The following is an 18,824-nucleotide window of genomic DNA, read 5'->3' on the forward strand; positions in this document are numbered from 1 at the left end:
CCGGTCTGAATCAGCTACGGAGGATTGGCGCGACATGCAGCCAATCCTCCATTCGATCAGCCGAGCGCTTTCTCGATGGCCTGGATCACGGTCGGATCATCAGGCGCCGTGCGCGGCGAGAAGCGCGCCAGTACGCGACCATCGCTGCCCACCAGGAATTTCTCGAAGTTCCAGGAGATATCGCCAGGAAACTCGGCACCCTCGCCCGCCAGCAACCGGTACAGCGGATGACGCCCCGGACCGTTGACCTCGATCTTGCTGGTAAGGGGAAATGTCACGCCATAGTTGACGCTGCAGAACTCGCGAATGTCTTCCTCACTCCCTGGCTCCTGCGCCGCAAACTGGTTGCAAGGCAAGCCGATCACCGTCAGGCCGCGGTCACGGTATTGCTGGTACAGGCTTTCCAGAGCGGCGTATTGAGGGGTCAGCCCACACTTCGAGGCGACATTGACCACCAGCACCAGTTGGCCTTTGTAGGGTGCCAATGGCAGATCCTGGCCATTGAGCGCGTGCAGGTTCAGGTCGTGGAAGGCACTCATGACTAACTCCTTGAGCATGCAAAATAAGTCTGCGCCGAGTAGAAGAAATTGCCGGAAGCAATTTTTCATATCCGACAGCAGCGGCCCGCAAGGTAGCCGCCAGAAATGGCGGGCTGAAAAAAGGCGCCCGCAGGCGCCTTTTCGGTTCGTTCAGCTTAGCAGTCACACCACCCTACGTCGTAGCGCGTGAACTGAAATCCGACGAATTATCAGTGGTGGTGACCACCCTCGCCATGGATATGACCATGGGCGAGCTCTTCCGGCAGCGCATCACGTACAGTGACGACCTTGACCTGGAAAGTCAGGCGCTGGCCAGCCAGCGGGTGGTTGCCGTCGACGATCACGTCGTCACCTTCGATGTCACGCACGGTGACGATCTGCATGCCGCCATCCGGGCCAGAAGCGTGGAACTGCATGCCCACTTCCAGCTCGTCGACGCCCTCGAACATGCTGCGGTTCAGGGTCGCAACCAGCTCGGCGCTGTACTCGCCATAGGCCTCGGCAGGTTCGATGGAAACGTTCAGCTCATCGCCGGCTTGTTTGCCTTCGAGGGCCTTTTCCAGGCCAACGATAATGTTGCCTGCACCGTGCAGATACGCCAGAGGCGCGCCGCCAGCGGAGCTGTCGATCACCTCACCGGCATCATTGGTCAGGGTATAGTCGATGGAGACAGCCTTGTTAGTGGCGATCAGCATAGGGTGAGACCTTTTGCAAAAGATTGAAGAACGCGCGAGTTTACCTGCCACCCCGGACGAAAGCGACCAGAACCCGGACGGACGGCCCGCTCCCGGCGCCGTGGTGCTGGGCTTTCGCCAGGATGAGGACGGTCATTGGATCGCCGTGCTGTCCTGCGGGCATACTCAACACCTGCGTCATCAGCCGCCCTGGCAGAATCGCGCCTGGGTACAGGACCCGGCGCAGCGCGAACAACATATCGGCCAGCCCTTCGCCTGCGGCTGGTGCACGAGTCCAGGGAACGACAACACATAAGGAACAGGCATGTCGGCACGCAATATTCTGGTCATCAACTGCGGTAGCTCTTCGATCAAGTTCGCCCTGATCAACCGTTCCCATTCCACACCACTGATCAGCGGCCTGGCCGAGCGCCTCAACAGCGCTGAGGCAGCCTTGATCTGGTGGCACGGCGGCAGCATCCGCAAGCAGCAGGAATTGCCTGGCGCCGACCACCGCGCCGCACTCGAACAGTTGCTGCCGCTGGTAGACGAGGCCTGCGGCGGCGAGCTGCATGGCATTGGCCACCGTGTGGTGCATGGCGGTGAGCACTTCACCCAGGCCGTGCGCATCGACGACAGCACGCTGGAGGCCATCCGCGCCACGGTGCCGCTGGCGCCGCTGCACAACCCGGCGCACCTGGTCGGCATCGAAGCGTCCATGCAGCTTTACCCGGGCCTGCCACACGTTGCCGTGTTCGACACGGCCTTTCACCAGAGCATGCCCGAGCACGCCTTCCGCTATGCCATCCCCGAAGACCTGTATCGCGAACACAGCGTGCGCCGTTATGGCTTCCACGGCACCAGTCACCGTTATGTCAGCCTGCGTGCCGCCGAGGTAACGGGCCTGGCGGTCGGCGACAGCAGTTGGCTCAGCGCCCACCTGGGCAATGGCTGCTCGACCTGCGCCATCGTCGACGGCCAGAGCCTGGACACCAGCATGGGCCTGACCCCGCTCGAAGGCCTGGTGATGGGCACCCGCAGCGGCGATGTCGACCCCAACCTGCACGGCCACCTGTCCCGTTCGCTGGGCTGGAGCCTGGACGAGATCGACCGCGTACTGAACAACCGCAGCGGCCTGCTGGGCCTTTCCGGCCTGTCCAACGACATGCGCACTCTGGAGCAGGCGCGCAACCAGGGACACCGTGCCGCGACCCTGGCCATCGAGGTGTTCTGCTATCGCCTGGCCAAGTCCCTGGCCGCCCTGAGTTGCGCCCTGCCCCGCCTGGACGGGCTGATCTTCACCGGCGGCATCGGCGAGAACTCGGCTCTGGTGCGCGCCAAGACCGTGGGCTACCTGAGCCTGCTTGGCCTGGCCATCGACAAGACCGCCAACGCCCGCTGCGTTGGGGGTGTCACCGGCGGCATTAACCTGCCCGATTCGACTCGCATCCTGGTCATCCCCACCAACGAGGAGAAGCAGATCGCCCTCGACACCCTCAACCTCCTGCAACAGCGCAAGGGGGCCTGACATGCACAGCTTCATGCTGATCTCCACCGGCGTCGGCGTCGGCCTCACCTCCACCAGCCTTGGCCTGTTGCGCACCCTGCAACGCGCCGGCCTGAAAGTGGGCTATTTCAAACCCGTCGCCCAACCCCAGCCAGGCCAGGTAGACGTCGAACAGGCCTGCGCGCTGATCGCCCGCAGCCAGGGGCTGAACGTCCCGACACCGCTGCTGCAAAGTCATGTGGAAAAACGCCTGGGCGATGACCAACTCGACGAACTGCTCGAAGAACTGGTCAACCTGCAGCAACAGGCCGCCACGGATGTCGACGTACTGATCATCGAAGGCATGGTGCCAACCCGCCTGGTGGGCTATGCCAACCGCTTCAACAGCAAGCTGGCGCGCAGCCTGGGCGCAGAAGCGATCCTGGTTTCCAGCCCTGGCCAGCAGAACCCGCAACAGGTCGCGGAGCGCTTCGATATCCAGGCGCGCCTGCTCGAAGGCGTACAGGTGGCCGGCGTGATCCTCAACAAGGTCCATGACGACGCCTGGCTGCAGCCTGGTCGCACACTGGGCGACAGCAAGTTGCAGTTGCTGGGCTGCATCCCGTGGAACGACGAACTCAATGCCGCCCGCACCAGCGATGTAGCCCGCCAACTCGGCCTGCGCGTGCTGTATGCCGGCGATGCCGAACGGCGCATGCAGCATGCGCTGCTGGGCGCAGCCGGAGTCGGACGAGTCGCCGCACAGCTGCAGCCGGGTAGCCTGCTGCTGGTGCCCGGCGAGCGCAGCGATCTCCTGCCCGCCGCCGCCCTGGCGGCCATGAATGGCATGCCGCTGGCAGGGGTGGTGCTATGCGATGACAACCAGCCACCGGCTGCCGTGCTCGAACTGTGCGAGCCGGCGCTGAATACCGGCCTGCCGCTGCTGGCCAGCCCGCTCGATAGCGCCGAACTGCTGATCGAGCTGAGCCAACTGAGCCGGGAGATTCCGGCCGATGACCTGGCACGCGCCGAAAAGGTCAGCGAATTCGTTGCCGATCATCTCTCCCCGCAGTGGTTCAGCCAGCGCTGCGGCATTCCCAGCGCCCCCCGGCTCTCGCCGGCCCAGTTCCGCTACCAGTTGGTCAGACGCGCCCAGGCGGCGAACAAACGCATCGTCCTGCCCGAAGGCAGCGAGCCACGCACCGTGCAGGCCGCGGCGATCTGCCAAACCCGCGGTATCGCTCGCTGCGTACTGTTGGCCAAACCGGAGGATGTCCAGGCCGTGGCCAAGGCCCAGGGCATCGAACTGCCGCCGGGCCTGGAAATCCTCGACCCGGACCTGATCCGCGAGCGCTACGTCGCCCCGATGGTCGAGCTGCGCAAGGGCAAGGGGCTGAATGCCCCGATGGCCACCGCGCAACTGGAAGACACCGTGGTCATGGGCACCATGATGCTGGCGCTGGACGAGGTCGACGGGCTGGTTTCCGGCGCCATCCACACCACCGCCAACACCATCCGCCCCGCCCTGCAACTGATCAAGACCGCGCCCGGCTACAACCTGGTCTCGTCGGTCTTCTTCATGCTGCTACCCGATCAGGTACTGGTGTATGGCGACTGTGCGGTGAACCCTGACCCCAGCGCCCCCGAACTGGCAGAAATCGCCCTGCAAAGCGCCGCCTCGGCCCAGGCCTTTGGCGTCCAGCCGAAGGTGGCGATGATCAGCTATTCCACCGGCGATTCCGGCAGTGGCGCCGAAGTGGAAAAGGTTCGTGATGCCACGCGCATTGCCAAGGAGAAGGACCCGCAGTTGCTGATCGACGGCCCGTTGCAATACGACGCCGCGGCCATCGACAGCGTGGGCCGGCAAAAAGCCCCGAACAGCCCGGTGGCCGGCCAGGCCACGGTGTTCATCTTCCCCGACCTGAACACCGGCAACACCACCTACAAGGCCGTGCAGCGCAGTGCCGACTGCGTGAGTGTCGGCCCGATGCTGCAGGGCCTGCGCAAACCGGTGAACGACCTGTCGCGCGGCGCGCTGGTCGACGACATCGTCTTCACCATTGCCCTCACCGCCATCCAGGCCGCCAGCACGATCTGAACGGCGCCAGGCACAGCAGGGGTTGTCGCCGTTTCACCGCGCCCGCGATGACATGGCGGCAGGCCCAACTACTCGAATCTGCGGGGTGATTCGGGTAGCCTGCGCAGGCGGTCAGCCAGCGCGGCTACTGGACCGCAGCCATGACCACACGGTCAACCCCAGCACTTGCAGTTCAGTGTACAAGCGTTAACCTTGGCGCCGGACCGACCTGTCGCAGGTGAGTTGCTGCAGGTAACCGATCGATTCCAGGGCACAGAGAATGCCCCCTATCAGGAGGCTTCTGCCCCCATGCTGCACTTTCTACCCGCCCCGTTGCGCGGCTTGCTGGCTAGCCTGATGCTGGCCCTGAACACCTTGATCTGCTGCTGGCCTCTGTTCGCCGTAGCCCTGCTCAAACTGTTGTTACCGATCCCTTCTATCCAGCGCTTCCTGCGTTTCGTCATGCATGGCATCGCGGAATTCTGGATTGGCGTGAACAAGTTCTGGATGAACCTAGTGCGGCGCACCCATTGGGACGTGCAAGGTATCCAGCGCTTCGATCTGCAGCACTCCTACCTGGTTACCAGCAACCACCAGAGCTGGGTGGATATTCTGGTACTGCAATACCTGCTCAATAAGCGCATGCCCCTGCTCAAGTTCTTCCTCAAGCAGGAACTGATCTGGGTCCCCGTGATCGGCCTATGCTGGTGGGCGCTCGAATTTCCGTTCATGAAGCGCTACACCAAGGCCTACCTCGCCAAGCACCCGGAAAAGCTCGGCCAGGACCTGGCCACTACTCGCAAGGCCTGCGCCCGCTACAAGAGCAACCCGGTGTCGGTGTTCAATTTCCTCGAAGGCACCCGCTTCACCCCGGAAAAACACGACGAACAACAATCGCCTTTCAAATACCTGCTCAAACCCAAAGCTGGCGGCATTGCCTTCGTGCTCGATGCGATGGGCGAGCAACTGCACTCCATCGTCAACGTGACCATTCATTATCCCGGCGGCAATCCCGGCTTCTGGGACCTGCTCAGCGGGCGCCTCGGCGAAGTGGTCGTGCGTTTCCAGGAATTGCCGATTCCGGCCGAGTTCATCGGCCAGAACTATGACCAGGATGCCGAATACCGCCTGCGCTTCCAGCAGTGGGTCAATCAGCTGTGGATCGACAAGGATGCCGAACTGGAACGCCTGCACCAGGAGTTTCCCGGCACTGGCAAGTGATCCGACCGATCGGCCGTGATGCGCGATTGGCGGGCCTGACGCTGGCCAATATCACCCACCAGCGCAGGCCACACCCTCTATTTATTACAGCTGACGCAGGGTGATCTCGACCCGGCGATTCTGCGCCCGGCCCGCTTCGTTGGCATTGCTGGCAATAGGCTGATTAGGTCCGGCGCCATAGGCCGAAATCCGCGAACCCTGCACGCCATTGGCCGTGAGGTAAGACGCTACGCTTTGCGCACGACGAGTCGACAGGCTCTGGTTCAGCTCAGCGGAGCCTGTGCTGTCGGTATGGCCGACAATGTCGATACCATTCTTGTTGAATTCCTTGAACACCAGCACCAGCGAATTGAGGGTCTGGTAGAAACTGCCGGAAATATCCGCCGAGTTGCTGGCGAAGGTGATATTGCCCGGCATGATCAGGGTCAGCACATCGCCGTTACGCTGTACTTGAACACCCGAGCCTTGCAGGGTTTGGCGCAGCTTGGCTTCCTGGGTATCGACGTAATAGCCATAACCACCCCCTGCAGCTCCCCCTACGGCTGCGCCAATCAGGGCGCCTTTGCCACGGTCTTTCTTGCTTGCCGTGGCAGCACCGATCACCGCTCCGGTCACCGCGCCTGCCCCACCGTAGATGCCCGCTTTGCTGGCCTGGCTCTGGCCGGTGTAAGGGTTGCTGGTGCAACCAGCGAGCAGGGCCAACGCCATCGCAGCGGTCAGCAGGTTACGCTGTATCTTCATAGGTGCTTCCTTATTTGGTGGTGCAGAACAGAAGGTAATAATCCGTGCCTCGGAGCGTTCCAACGCCGTTAAGTTCCCTGGCACGGGGGCAGCTCAAGCCCTGATAAACGGGTTCTCGCGCATCTCATCGCCCAAGCGTGTGTCCGGACCATGCCCAGTGACCACCGTGGCATCCTCGTCCAGGCTGTACAACCGGGACTTGATCGAGCGCTCGATGGTCGCATAGTCACCACCCCACAGGTCCGTACGCCCAATGCCCCGCCGGAACAAGGTGTCGCCGGCAATCAGCAGCTTGGCTTCCGGAAACCAGAAACTCATGGAGCCAGGCGTATGCCCTGGCGTGTGCAAGGCAACGCCACAGCCACAGGCCAGTTCCTCGTCGTCGGCCAGCCATTGGTCCGGGGCGGGGACAGGCTGATAAGGCACGCCGAACATGCGGCATTGCATCTCCAGGTTGTCCCAGAGGAACTGGTCTTCACGATGCAGATGCAGGCTGGCGCCCGTCAGTTCCTTGAGCTGACCGGAGGCAAGAAAGTGATCAAGATGAGCGTGGGTATGGATGATGCTCACCAGCGTCAGCCCGTGGGCCTGCAGACGCGCCAGAATCATCTGCGGCTCACCACCCGGATCAACCACGATGGCCTTCTTGCTCAGCGGATCACCGATCAACGTGCAGTTGCACTGCAAAGGCCCGACAGGGAATGTTTCGCGAATCAGTGTGATTTTTTCGGTGTCCATAAGGTTCTTCTACTGATTGACACAAGCGTCACTGAAGGTTGTGAAGCTGCGAGCTCAGCGCAATAGGCCCAGGCTTTTGGCGCGCGCCACAGCCTGGGTACGCCGTTCCACACCCAGCTTGCTGTTGATGTGGCGCGCATGGGTCTTGACCGTGTGCAGGGAGATGAACAGGCGCTCGCTGATTTCCTGGTTGGAGCAACCCAGGGCGATCAAGCGCAGCACTGCCAGCTCGCGCGTACTGAGCGCCTCGGTATTGCCCATGGCGACATACGCCTCTTCGGCTTCCTCAGGCAACGGCAAGTGCGCCTGCAAGGCTTCGGTCAACGGCGTGCTGGTCACCATCTGCAACTGCTCACTCAGCCAGCCGGGCTGATGGGATAACAGTTCATGGAATGCCAGCAGTCCTCCACCTGCACTCGCTGCCAGGCAACTGACCAGTTGCTGCTGAGCGTCACGCTCATTGCCAGCCGACCGTAACAACAGCACCAGTTGAACCTGGGCGAACATACCCAACAATTGGCCACCACGCGCCTCGGCACGCTGCACCAACGTGCGCAAGCGCTGCTCAGCACGCTCGACCTGGCCCTGACGACGCTCGAGAGCGGCCTGGTGGATTTCGACATGCAAAGGCAATTGTGGGTAGAACTCAGGAGCCGTCGCGGCATGTTCGCCACTGTAGGTTTCGGCCAGGCGCAACAGCCAGACCTGCGCCATATCGACCTGGCCCTGGGTCAACCAGAGCTCACACTTGGTCAGCGTGATCATCGCCAGGTAGTAGACCGGCGGGATGTCCCAGATATGCATCAGCCGCTCGGCCTCGGCAAGCTGGGCGAATGCCTCGGCAAAGCGGCCGCTGCGGCCTTCTTCGCTGGCCAGGAAGCAATAGCCGATCAGCAAACTGATATCGCGACAGGCACGCGCCTCGGCGATACCGGTAATCAGGCGCTTGCGCGCCTCTTCCGATTGCAGGCGTAGCGCCAGCAGCACCCCTTCATAGATGGTCAAACGTGCCCGTACCGCATAGACACGCTGCGCCGACAGACCACGCAGGCGTTCCAGGCCATGGCGCATCTCATCCAGCGCACGCACTACCTCACCACGAGCCAACAGCACACGCCCGCGGTTGTAGTGACTAAGGCCCTCAAGCAAGGGATTGCCCTGGCGCTGAGACAATTCCAGCGCCTCGCGATTGAGTACACGCGCCTGCCACAAATCGCCGCGCACCACCGCCAGGTTCGACAGGGTGAACAGGCACATCAATCGGGGGCCGAAACGCTCGACGGGCAATACGGCGAGGGCTTCACGACAGAACGCTTCAGCCCGCTGACTATCGCCACGCCCACGCGCTATGACACCACTGACCGCCAGCCACTGGGCATACAGCGATTGCTGCTCGTCTGCCGAAGGTGCTGGCAAGAAGTGCGCGAGCTGGTTAGCCAGGTCCTCGGCCGCATCCAGTTGGCAGGCCAGCGCCAAGGCCCAGCTATAAAGCACGATCAGGCGTGGTGTACTGCTCAACAGGTTGTCTGGCAGGTCCATCTTCCAACGCAGCAACATCGCCACGTTCTGCTCGGCCAGCAGATGCTCTTCGGAAAAGTGCTGAACCAGATTGGCCGCCACATCGGGCTGACCTGCGCGTAACGCCTGTTCTACCGCCTCATCGAGCAAACCCTGAGCACTGAACCAGCGGCAAGCCCGCAGGTGCAGGCTGGACTGCGGCATCGACAGATTCGGAGCAGGACTCAGCCGCAGCAGGTCGGAAAACAAATGGTGATAACGGAACCAGTGACCATGCTCATCGAGCGGCACCAGAAAGACCTGGTTGGCTTGCAGCTGCTGCAGAATCGCCGCACTGTCATGACTGTCACGTACCGCATCGCAGAGTTCAACGCAGAAACGTTCCAGGCATGCCGTCTCGTAGAGAAACGCCTGCACTTCGGCTGGCTGCCGTTCGATCACTTCCTCGAGCAGGTAATCCCGAATCAACCCCTGAGCACCGTGCATTCCTTGTGCGAACTCGGTGGAACAAGACTCATCGGCGGTCAGCAGCCACAGGCGCAATCCGGCGATCCACCCCTCACTGCGCTCCAACAACGTATGCAAAGCCTCTACCGTCAGACGCGCGCCCTGGCTGGATAACAACTCACCGGCCTCTTCGGCCGTCAGACGCAGATCCTGCTCATGCAGCTCCAGCAGTTGCCGTGACAAACGCAAGCGCGCCAAGTGCCAGTCCGGACGTTGGCGACTGGTGACCAGCAACAACATGCCGGCGGGCAAGTGATTGAGAAAGAACTGCAGGCAACGATCAAGCACGGGGCCTTGGGCCAGGTGGTAGTCATCCAGCACCAGCAGCAGCGGTGTCGCCGGATCAAGACGTTTAACCAATTCATCGATCAAGCCATCAAGCCATTCTTCATAGGCGAAGGGCTGATGGGGCTGGCGCATTTTCAGGACGCCAAGAGCCTCCTCACCAATGGCTGGGAAGAACTGACGGAACCCATCCAGCAGCCGCTCAAGGAAACGCCCCGGGTCACTATCACGCCGGCTGAGGCTCAACCAGAGATTCTGCCACTGCCCGGGTAAGCGCTCACAAAACTCGATAGCCAGCGAACTTTTGCCGAAGCCCGCCGGAGCCGTGATCAGGAGCAGCCGCCCTTCCATCCCTTCAGCCAGCCGCTCACACAATCGCGGGCGCAACACATGGCCAACCGGTAACGGCGGACGAAAGAAACGGCCCTCCGCTACCGAAATGGGGAATTCAGGGGAAGCCGGGAAGCGGGACAGATCAGTCACGTGGCAATTGGCAACTCGTCAGTTGGAATGCTCCGCAGCCTATCCCCTTGGCCCGCGCTTTTGAAGCGCAGCGTGTTGCTGAAAATGAAAAAGCCGGCACAAGGCCGGCTTTTTCATACAACGTGAAGCGGATTAACGCACGCCAGCCTGACGCAGGGCAGCCGGTGTGTAATCGCTGGAGGAAGCCTTGTAGTTGAAGTCGTAGGATTGTTTCTCCTCGTTCTTCATACCCAGAGCCAGGTAGCGGCCGGAGATCAGGTCATACAGGGTTTCCACGGTGTACCACGGTACTTCTTTGTCGTAGTAGTACTGGGAGTGAGCCTCAGCTACACGCCACAGGGAACCACGACCGTCGTAGTGGTCGATCACCGCTGCTTGCCAGGTGTCCTCGTCGATATACACATCACGCTTGGCGTAGATGTGACGCTCGCCGGCCTTCAGCGTACCCACTACGTGCCACACACGGTGCAGCTCGTAACGGCTCAGGTCCTGGTTGATGTGACCAGCCTTGACGATGTCGGAGTACTTCAGGTTTGGCGAATCGAGGTTATAGGTGTTGTAAGGAATGTAGATTTCCTTTTTGCCTTCCAACTTCCAGTCATAACGGTCAGGAGCACCGTTATACATATCGAAGTTGTCGGAGGTACGCAGACCATCGGCGGCAGTACCCGGACCATCGTAGGACACCTGCGGAGCGCGACGTACGCGACGCTGACCGGCGTTATACAGCCACGCCAGACGGGGTTCCTTCACCTGGTTGAGGGTCTCGTGCACCAGCAGCACGTTACCAGCCAGACGCGACGGAGCCGTTACACGCTGCTTGAAGTAGAACAGGATGTTGCTCGGCTTGGCCGGGTTGTAGTCGGTCAGACTGGTCGGGAAGCTGAACTCGTCCTGGAAGTACACCAGGCTGTAGGAGCCGTTCGGCTGCGGAGTCGCCTGGGTTACCAGACGGCGTACGCTACCACCGCGGTAACGGACGATCTGGTTCCAGATGGCTTCCAGGCCGTTTTGCGGAATCGGGAACGGGTTGGCGGTCTTGAAGTTTTCCAGACCGTTACCGCCCTCGACCAGCTTGGTGTTGGCAGCGTTGTACTTGGTGTCGTCCTGCACATTTTGCGGAACGGTGGCAGTACGGTGCGTGGTGTACACCGGAATGCGGTAGCTTTCCGGGTAACGCTTGAACATGGCGACCTGACCCGGGGTCAGCTTGTCCTTGTACTGGTCAACGTTCTGCGCGGTGATGGTGAACAGTGGCTTCTCGTCGGCAAACGGGTTGCTCAGGAAACCACGGCTGTCCACGGTGCCGGCATTCTTCGGCAGACCACCAGTCCACGCGGGGATCGAACCATCAGCATTGCCAGCCTTCTCCGCACCCAGCGGCGTCAACGAAGTGCCCAGCTTGGCCACTTCGTCAGCCGATACGGCCGCCATCACGCTGGTGGCGAGCATGGACAGAGCCAGCACGCCGGATTTCAACAGGGCTTTTTTCGCGTTCATCTGCATAGTCATCCTTATTCTTATGTTCTGGGCTTAGAAGTTCACGCCGAAGCTGAGGGCCACGAAATCGCGGTCGTCAGTGGTCGAGTACTTGCCGTCGAAGAAGTTGGTGTAGGACAGGCTGGCGGTGTAGGTGTTCTGGTACTCAGCATCCAGACCGAGGCTGACAGCCTTACGGCCTTCCTCGAAGTTGCCGCCTGGGCCAGGCGAGTAGCCATCTACGTCATGCGACCAGGCCACGCTTGGTTTGAGGTTCACACCGGCGAATACATCCGGGTATTCCCAGATGGCACGAGCGCGATAACCCCAAGAGTCTTTCGTGGTGAAACCATCACGATCACACCCTTTGGCTACGTTGCCGGCATCAGGATTCGCACCACCGGTGCCCCTGTTCAACGCAAGACACATATCACCACCAGATCCGAAGATCGGGTCACGGCCATAACGGACGTCTTTAGAACTTTCCAGCCCGCCAACATGAGTCCAGCCGACCTCACCCACCAGGGTCAGACGTGAAGCGCCCATAACCTGGTCGAAAAAGTGAGTGAAGGTGGTCTGCAACTGAGTCACTTCCTTGCGGCGATAGCCATGCAATAGTCCCTCAGCGTCTGCATCAAGCGGCGACGCGCTGCCATACGGATTCACAACAACGCCGGGGGCTACGGTGAGCGCAACGCCTTTTACGCCAGCATACAAAATGTCCGTGGAGTTCAATTGCACCGGCGCATTGGGACGGTAACTGATCTCGCCCTGCCAGGCAGTACCGGTAGGCAGCGTGGTGGAGAAGCTCAGGCCATACAGTCTGATGTCTTCCGGGTACTCCATGAAATAGCCGCCGTTGGCAGCCAGGACTGTTGCACCAGAGCCGGCAGCTACTGTCGGAGTTGCACCAAGCGCCAAATTACCCTGTGCAATCGCGTTTGCTGTGGCGATAGCTCCAGCACTAGCCCCCACACCGCTGAAAATTGGTGCACGACTGTGGTAGTTCATGAAGTAGGCACCGAACTCAGTGTCTAGAGGCTCGAACATGTAGCGGAAGGCCAGGCCCCATTGACCAGAGTCACGAGCATCCTTATCACCATAACGAGGAACAACCACACCTTCACTCGTAGAGGAAACCAAATCTACATTGCGACCCGGTATAGCATTGAGAGCAGTAATGTTGCCGTTGATCGCAGCTAGCTGTGCAGGGCTCAAAGCTGAAAGAACATTGAAATTGCTATCGCAACCGTCAGCAACAATGTCTGCCTGAGAGAAGAATGTGCCGCAGTTATCGACAACAGTCTGGTCCCACTCCAACTGGTAGAACGCTTCAGCCGAAAGATTTTCGGTCAGGCTCTGGGAGATGTAGAACATGTTGACCGGGATCAGACCTTCCTTGATCTCAGCACCCGGGCGGCGGAAAGCAGATACATCGACCGGGTTGACGGCGTTGATGCCGTTCTGAATGAAAGTACTTTCACCCCAACTGACAACCTGCTTACCGAAACGAACAGAGCCAGGCTGATTGGCAATGGAGTAGTTGTGATAAACGAAGGCATCGAGAATTTGCGCACCGGACGACTTGGCGCCTTCCTTGCGGTTGTGGTCGCTGATGTCCTTGAACTCGCGACCTTCATCCTTCAGCTCGAAGTCATACCAGTACTTGCCACGAACGAAGACACCGGTGTCACCGTATTTCAGCTCAAGGTCATGGATACCCTTGAAGATCTTGGAGAAGGTTTCACCGCGCTTGAAGTTCAGGTGACCGTCATCGGAAGTCTGCGACAGGCCGCGACCACCGTTGTTGGCGCCGATCAGATCCTTGCTGGGTTTGGCAGTCGACCAACTGGCACCTACCGAGAGCGAGGAGTCGAACTGACCTTCGATTTCACCGATGTTGAAGTTCACGGCGAATGCCGGTGCAGCGAGGGTGGAAGCGAGGCTCACTGCCAAAGGCAGCTTGGCCAGACGCCAGAACGTGTTTGTTGTTGTCATCGACGCTACTCCATGTGTTTTTTGTTATGGATGGTGCGGACTATAGCCAGACGCTAGTACTGCTTGATCCCTCGAAAGTGTGATTTCAAGTCCCCAGCCTCTCTAGACCGGCCGGTCACGAAATACGTGCCTGGCCGGACGGGTATCGCAACAGCAATTTGTGAGCCAAGCGTTTGCTCGGATTTCACGAAAATCGCCCAAAAGGCGCAAACAGTGGGTCAGACCGTCGACAAAAAGGCACTCCCGGCTGCCTGCCACTGCACGATATCCAGACGAATGCGTTTCTTATCCAGCTTACCCACACTGGTCTTGGGAATATCGGTAACAAGCGCAATCTGACTGGGTATCGCCCACTTGTTGATGTGGCCTTGCTCCACGAATGGCTTGAGGTGCTCCTTGAGGCCTTTGGCATCCAGGCTCTGTCCCTCACGCAATACCAGCAGCGCGAATGGGCGCTCTCCCCACTGCGGATCAGGGATACCCACCACGGCCACTTCACGTACCGCCGGATGACGACTGATCAGGTCTTCCAGCTCCAGCGAGGACAGCCATTCACCACCGGTCTTGATCACATCCTTGATGCGATCCCGGATATCGATGAAGCCAAAGGCATCCACAGTAGCCACGTCGCCGGTGTGCAACCAACCGTGCTCCCACAGTTCGGCGCTCTTCTCCGGCTCGCGGAAGTAGCCCATGGTCAGCCAGGGCGCCCGCAGTACCAGCTCGCCCTGCGACTCGCCATCGGCTGGCAACAGGCGCCCATCCGGGGTCATGATCGCGGCTTCTACCAACGGCACCGGCACACCCGCCTTGATGCGGTAGGTGATGCGCTCGTCCTCGGTGCCGGCCAGCAGTTCTTCATTGAGATGAGCACAGGAGATCAGCGGGCAGGTTTCCGACATGCCATATGCGGCGGTCAGTTGAATACCGCGCGCCTTGGCCGCCTCGTACAGGGCGCGATTGAGCGAGCTGCCACCGATAATGATTTTCCAGCCACCGAAGTCCACGCCTTGTGCGGCCTTGGCGTTAAGCACCATTTGCAGGATGGTCGGCACGCAGTGCGAGAACGTCACCTTCTCCTTCTGCCACAACTGGACCAGCAACTCCGGGTCATAACGACCCGGATAGACCTGCGTCATGCCGAGCATGGTGGCCACGTATGGAATGCCCCAGGCATGCACGTGGAACATCGGGGTGATCGGCATGTAGACGTCGTTGGTGCCCAGCAGGCGCACACTGTCCACGCTGCCCATTACGCTGGCTTCAGCCAGGGTATGCAGGACCAGTTGGCGGTGAGTGAAATACACACCTTTGGGATTGCCAGTGGTGCCAGTGGTATAGAAGGTGGTGGCGACGGAGTTCTCGTCGAAATCCTGGAAGTCATACTGGGTGCTGGCAGCAGCCAGCAGGGTCTCGTATTCACCCACCAGATTCGGCAAATCGGCGGTCTTGTCCTCGGCATCGGTCAGCAGCACGGTCTTCTCTACCGTGGTCAGCTGGCTCGCAATGCTGTTGTAGAGCGGCACGAATTCGCTGTTGACCAGCACGAAGCGATCATCGGCGTGGTTCATGGTGTAGAGGATCTGTTCCGCAGACAGACGGATATTGATGGTGTGCAACACCGCGCCGATCATCGGTATGGCGAACATGCACTCCAGATAGCGATGGCTATCCCAATCCATCACCGCCACGGTATCACCGGCCTTGACCCCGGCCTCGGTCAGTACGTTGGCCAGGCGCGCCACGCGCTCACCAAAGGTCGTGTAGTTGTAGCGGACCAGATCGCGGTAGACGATCTCCCGGGTCTTCTCGTAGCGGCTGCCGGACAGCAGCAGGCGCTTGATCAGCAATGGCGCCTGGTTGGCATTTTCGGCGGGAGGTATGACTCGGGTTTGCAGCATGGCGACTTCCTTAAAGCAGACGTTTTCTTGTGGCGCCCAATCTAGAGGCCGCGCGTCATGCATAAATCAGCCCAAAGAATGATTTTCCCCAGTGACTCTTTGGCCATTTTTAGTCACGGAGTAGAATCGATAGCACCTGCCGTTCACGGCATCAGCAGAAAGAGGTAATTCCGATGTCCGATATCGTCATCGTCAGCGGCGCACGCACGCCAATGGGTGGCTTTCAGGGAAGCCTGTCCGGTGTACCTGCCGTGGAACTTGGCGCCATCGCTATTCGCGAAGCGGTCGCCCGCGCGGGTATTCAACCGGAGGATGTTGAAGAAGTGATCATGGGCTGCGTGCTGCCCGCCGGCCTGAAGCAAGGGCCTGCCCGTCAAGCCTCGCTGAATGCCGGCCTGCCAGCCGCGACCGGTTGCACCACGATCAACAAGCTCTGCGGCTCGGGCATGAAAGCCGTGATGCAAGCGCATGACGCCCTCAAGGCCGGTAGTAACCAGGTGATGGTCGCCGGGGGCATGGAGAGCATGTCCAATGCGCCCTACCTGATCGAGAAAGCCCGCGGCGGCCTGCGTATGGGCCATGGCGACATCAAGGACCACATGTTTCTCGACGGCCTTGAAGATGCCCGCACCGGACGCCTGATGGGGTCCTTCGCCCAGGAAACTGCCGACAAGTACGGCATCACTCGGGAAGAGATGGATGCCTACGCCATCGAATCGCTGCGTCGTGCGCAGTCAGCGATCAAGGATGGCTCACTGGTCGCGGAAATCGTCCCGGTGACCGTCACCAGCCGCAAGGGTGAGGCGGTGATCACGGACGACGAGCAACCCCTCAACGCCAACCTGGAAAAGATTCCCGGCCTCAAGCCTGCCTTCAGCAAGGACGGCACCATTACCGCCGCCAACGCCAGCTCGATCTCTGATGGGGCCAGTGCATTGGTGCTGATGACCGCAGAAGAAGCAACACGTCGCGGCCTCAAACCTGTGGCGAAGCTCGTTGCCCATGCGACTCAGAGCCAGGACCCGAGCGAGTTCACCATCGCCCCCATCGGCGCGATGAGCAACCTGTTCAGGAAGACCGGCTGGAGCAAGGACGATGTCGACCTGTTCGAGATCAACGAAGCCTTTGCCATGGTGACCATGCTGGCCATACGCGAACACGGCCTGGACCCTGCCAAGGTCAACGTTTTCGGTGGTGCCTGCGCACAAGGCCATCCGGTTGGCTCGACCGGATCGCGCCTGATCGTCACTCTGATCAATGCCCTGCAGAAGACCGGCGGAAAACGCGGCGTGGCCTCGCTGTGCATTGGTGGCGGCGAAGCGACAGCGGTGGCTATCGAACTGCTCTGAGATTTTCGCTCAACCCAAAAAGCGCGGTCATGACCGTAATGCTGTTCATTTAAGAAAAACGCCGCGATCCCAATGGGAGTCGCGGCGTTTTTCTTGGTCTGTTGACGTTTCGACATGGATGGCCAGATCGAGGCACAAGCGGACGTTCGACCGTTGTGTGTCATGACGCGCCGATTGGTGGGCTAAAGCCCACCCTACAGAGTTACACCCCGCGCAGGGTGGGCTTCAGCCCACCAATTGCGGTGTCCGCTTGTGCCTCAAAGAGGCCCCCTCGGCGCGGCTGGAAAATATCCAAATAACCCGCAGCCAGATGACTGGCAGCGGGTTCCTGGAGTGTCCCGGCAAGCCGCAAATGCTTATGTGAACAGCATTACGGTCATGACCGCGCTTTTCTGTGTCCTGCCATCCGGATCCAGGTGCTATTGATGTTCCGCTGTAACCCATTGAGTCGGATGGAAAGAGACAGGAGTAGCCGGTCGCCACATTGGATGCGGAATTCGTGGGAGCGCGCCATGCGCGCGATCGCAGGCACGAACTGGGCGTCCCCGCCCACTCCCACAGATAAAGCCCGCAACTGCCTCGATCCGGCCAGTGTCATAGCCCCTAGGCTGCAGCCGGGCGAATCTCTGGTGCAGCGGTACGCGGAAACGCCAGCGCCGCCAGGAAGGTCAGCCCGCCGAATACCGCCAGGACTAGATACAACCCGGTCAGCCCCTGACGCGGCTCGATGTAGGCAATCAGCGGAATCGCAGCAGCACTGGCACCGAAGGAAACGAAGTAACGCAGGGCAAATACCCGCGATTGCCATTGCGGCGCAACGAAATTGGCCACCATGGCATCGTTCACCGTGACCTGGCCAAACACTGCGAACATGAACGCTGCCCCCAGCACGATGACCGGCCAGCCCTCGACATACGCCAGCGCTACCAGCAAAGGCCCTTGGCACAGCGTCAGCAGCACGAACGGGTACTTCAGACTGAAGCGGTCAAGCAGACGCCCCATGATCAATTGCGCCACCGCGCCAAAGGCATACGCCAGGCTGACGACCAGGCCAAGGGTCTGCGGTGAAGCCAGCAGTTCGTCCAGGCGCATCTGGAACAGTTTCGGGTACGTCACGGTGCTGGCATTGAAGATCACCCCGCCCGTTGCCGTCACCAATGCCAGCACCCCGAATACCAGCGGCATGGAAATACGCTGACCACCGACACCACGGGGTGCCTGCTGTGTTGCCACAACTGGCGCCTCGCGACGAACCTGCAGGGCGAACATGAGGCCGATGAGAATCGCAATCGCACCCGGAACGAGAAAGGCGGCACGCCAGCCGAAATGCGCACTCAGCAGACCGGTGAGCAACGCGGAAAACGCCACCCCCAGGTTACCCCACATGCCGTTGACGCCGATTTCATGACCACGATTTTTCGCATGGGCCACCAGCATGGCGGTGCCCACCGGGTGGTAGATCGCCGCGAACACCCCGATCAGTGTCAGGCCGATCACCAGGGTCGGTACCGTGGAGCTCAATCCGGTCAGAATCGCCGAAGCCCCAATGCCGAAGAAGAACAGCTGCATCATGTAGCGCCTGTTCCATTTGTCCCCCAGCCAACCGGCGGGTAGCGAACAGGCACCGAAGGCAATGAAGCCACCCAGTGACAGGCCGATCATCTCGGCGTAGCTCAGGTTGAAGCTCTGCGTCATGCCCAGCACCGCAGCCGGGAAAATCAGCATGAACATGTGGTCGAGGATGTGTGCAGCGTTGATGTAGTTGATGATCGTTCGGGCTTGGCTCATGGCAGCAGCTCTGGAGGGTTGGTTGTGATGAGGGCTCATG

Annotated in this window: 14 protein-coding genes; 5 read left to right on the forward strand and 9 right to left on the reverse strand. The window is 60.4% G+C overall.

From position 1 onward, the window contains the following. Positions 1 to 56 precede the first annotated feature (56 nt). Positions 57 to 539: a glutathione peroxidase gene (locus ACWPW0_RS16240; RefSeq protein WP_447593003.1), complete on the reverse strand. Its 483-nt coding sequence runs from the start codon at positions 537 to 539 to the stop codon at positions 57 to 59. Positions 540 to 748: 209 nt separating this feature from the next. After that, on the reverse strand, positions 749 to 1,234 hold the full coding sequence (locus ACWPW0_RS16245; protein WP_447593005.1) for an FKBP-type peptidyl-prolyl cis-trans isomerase: 486 nt from the start codon (positions 1,232 to 1,234) through the stop codon (positions 749 to 751). 13 nt (positions 1,235 to 1,247) lie between these two features. Here ACWPW0_RS16245 and ACWPW0_RS16250 point away from each other — a divergent pair, with 13 nt between their 5' ends. The 4 genes from ACWPW0_RS16250 (at position 1,248) to ACWPW0_RS16265 (ending at position 5,997) form a co-directional block, all read left to right on the forward strand. Further along, complete coding sequence (locus ACWPW0_RS16250; RefSeq protein ID WP_454255863.1) at positions 1,248 to 1,529, forward strand: DUF3565 domain-containing protein; 282 nt, start codon at positions 1,248 to 1,250, stop codon at positions 1,527 to 1,529. Positions 1,530 to 1,538: 9 nt separating this feature from the next. Continuing rightward, positions 1,539 to 2,741: an acetate kinase gene (locus ACWPW0_RS16255; RefSeq protein ID WP_454255864.1), complete on the forward strand. Its 1,203-nt coding sequence runs from the start codon at positions 1,539 to 1,541 to the stop codon at positions 2,739 to 2,741. Between the two features lies 1 nt (position 2,742). Then, complete coding sequence (gene pta, locus ACWPW0_RS16260) at positions 2,743 to 4,797, forward strand: phosphate acetyltransferase (RefSeq protein ID WP_454255865.1); 2,055 nt, start codon at positions 2,743 to 2,745, stop codon at positions 4,795 to 4,797. Between the two features lie 288 nt (positions 4,798 to 5,085). Then, positions 5,086 to 5,997 carry an acyltransferase gene (locus tag ACWPW0_RS16265; RefSeq protein ID WP_454255866.1) on the forward strand — a complete coding sequence of 304 codons (912 nt, stop codon included), beginning with the start codon at positions 5,086 to 5,088 and terminating at the stop codon, positions 5,995 to 5,997. A gap of 84 nt (positions 5,998 to 6,081) precedes the next feature. Here the strand turns inward: ACWPW0_RS16265 and ACWPW0_RS16270 are convergent, their stop codons facing one another. The 6 genes from ACWPW0_RS16270 to ACWPW0_RS16295 all read right to left on the reverse strand — a co-directional run bounded on the left by ACWPW0_RS16270 (position 6,082) and on the right by ACWPW0_RS16295 (position 15,647). Next, positions 6,082 to 6,738 (reverse strand): OmpA family protein, encoded by a 657-nt coding sequence (locus tag ACWPW0_RS16270; protein WP_447593014.1) that lies wholly within the window; start codon positions 6,736 to 6,738, stop codon positions 6,082 to 6,084. Between the two features lie 93 nt (positions 6,739 to 6,831). Continuing rightward, entirely contained in the window at positions 6,832 to 7,476 is a 645-nt protein-coding gene (locus ACWPW0_RS16275; protein ID WP_447593016.1) for an MBL fold metallo-hydrolase, read from the reverse strand. Between the two features lie 54 nt (positions 7,477 to 7,530). Further along, the gene (locus ACWPW0_RS16280) at positions 7,531 to 10,269 is read right to left on the reverse strand and encodes a LuxR C-terminal-related transcriptional regulator (protein ID WP_454255867.1); all 2,739 of its coding nucleotides are present in this window, start codon (positions 10,267 to 10,269) and stop codon (positions 7,531 to 7,533) included. Between the two features lie 132 nt (positions 10,270 to 10,401). Then, complete coding sequence (locus ACWPW0_RS16285) at positions 10,402 to 11,769, reverse strand: DUF1329 domain-containing protein (protein ID WP_454255868.1); 1,368 nt, start codon at positions 11,767 to 11,769, stop codon at positions 10,402 to 10,404. Positions 11,770 to 11,802: 33 nt separating this feature from the next. Beyond that, on the reverse strand, positions 11,803 to 13,746 hold the full coding sequence (locus ACWPW0_RS16290) for a DUF1302 domain-containing protein (protein ID WP_454255869.1): 1,944 nt from the start codon (positions 13,744 to 13,746) through the stop codon (positions 11,803 to 11,805). Between the two features lie 218 nt (positions 13,747 to 13,964). Beyond that, positions 13,965 to 15,647: a fatty acid--CoA ligase gene (locus tag ACWPW0_RS16295; protein ID WP_454255870.1), complete on the reverse strand. Its 1,683-nt coding sequence runs from the start codon at positions 15,645 to 15,647 to the stop codon at positions 13,965 to 13,967. A gap of 173 nt (positions 15,648 to 15,820) precedes the next feature. On the opposite strand from ACWPW0_RS16295, the gene ACWPW0_RS16300 reads away from it, so the two are divergent. Continuing rightward, positions 15,821 to 16,996 carry an acetyl-CoA C-acyltransferase gene (locus ACWPW0_RS16300; RefSeq protein ID WP_454255871.1) on the forward strand — a complete coding sequence of 392 codons (1,176 nt, stop codon included), beginning with the start codon at positions 15,821 to 15,823 and terminating at the stop codon, positions 16,994 to 16,996. 603 nt (positions 16,997 to 17,599) lie between these two features. Here ACWPW0_RS16300 and ACWPW0_RS16305 read toward each other — a convergent pair. Next, on the reverse strand, positions 17,600 to 18,784 hold the full coding sequence (locus ACWPW0_RS16305) for an MFS transporter (RefSeq protein ID WP_454255872.1): 1,185 nt from the start codon (positions 18,782 to 18,784) through the stop codon (positions 17,600 to 17,602). Between the last annotated feature and the right edge of the window lie 40 nt (positions 18,785 to 18,824).

It is taken from the genome of Pseudomonas sp. Marseille-Q8238 (genome assembly GCF_965111915.1).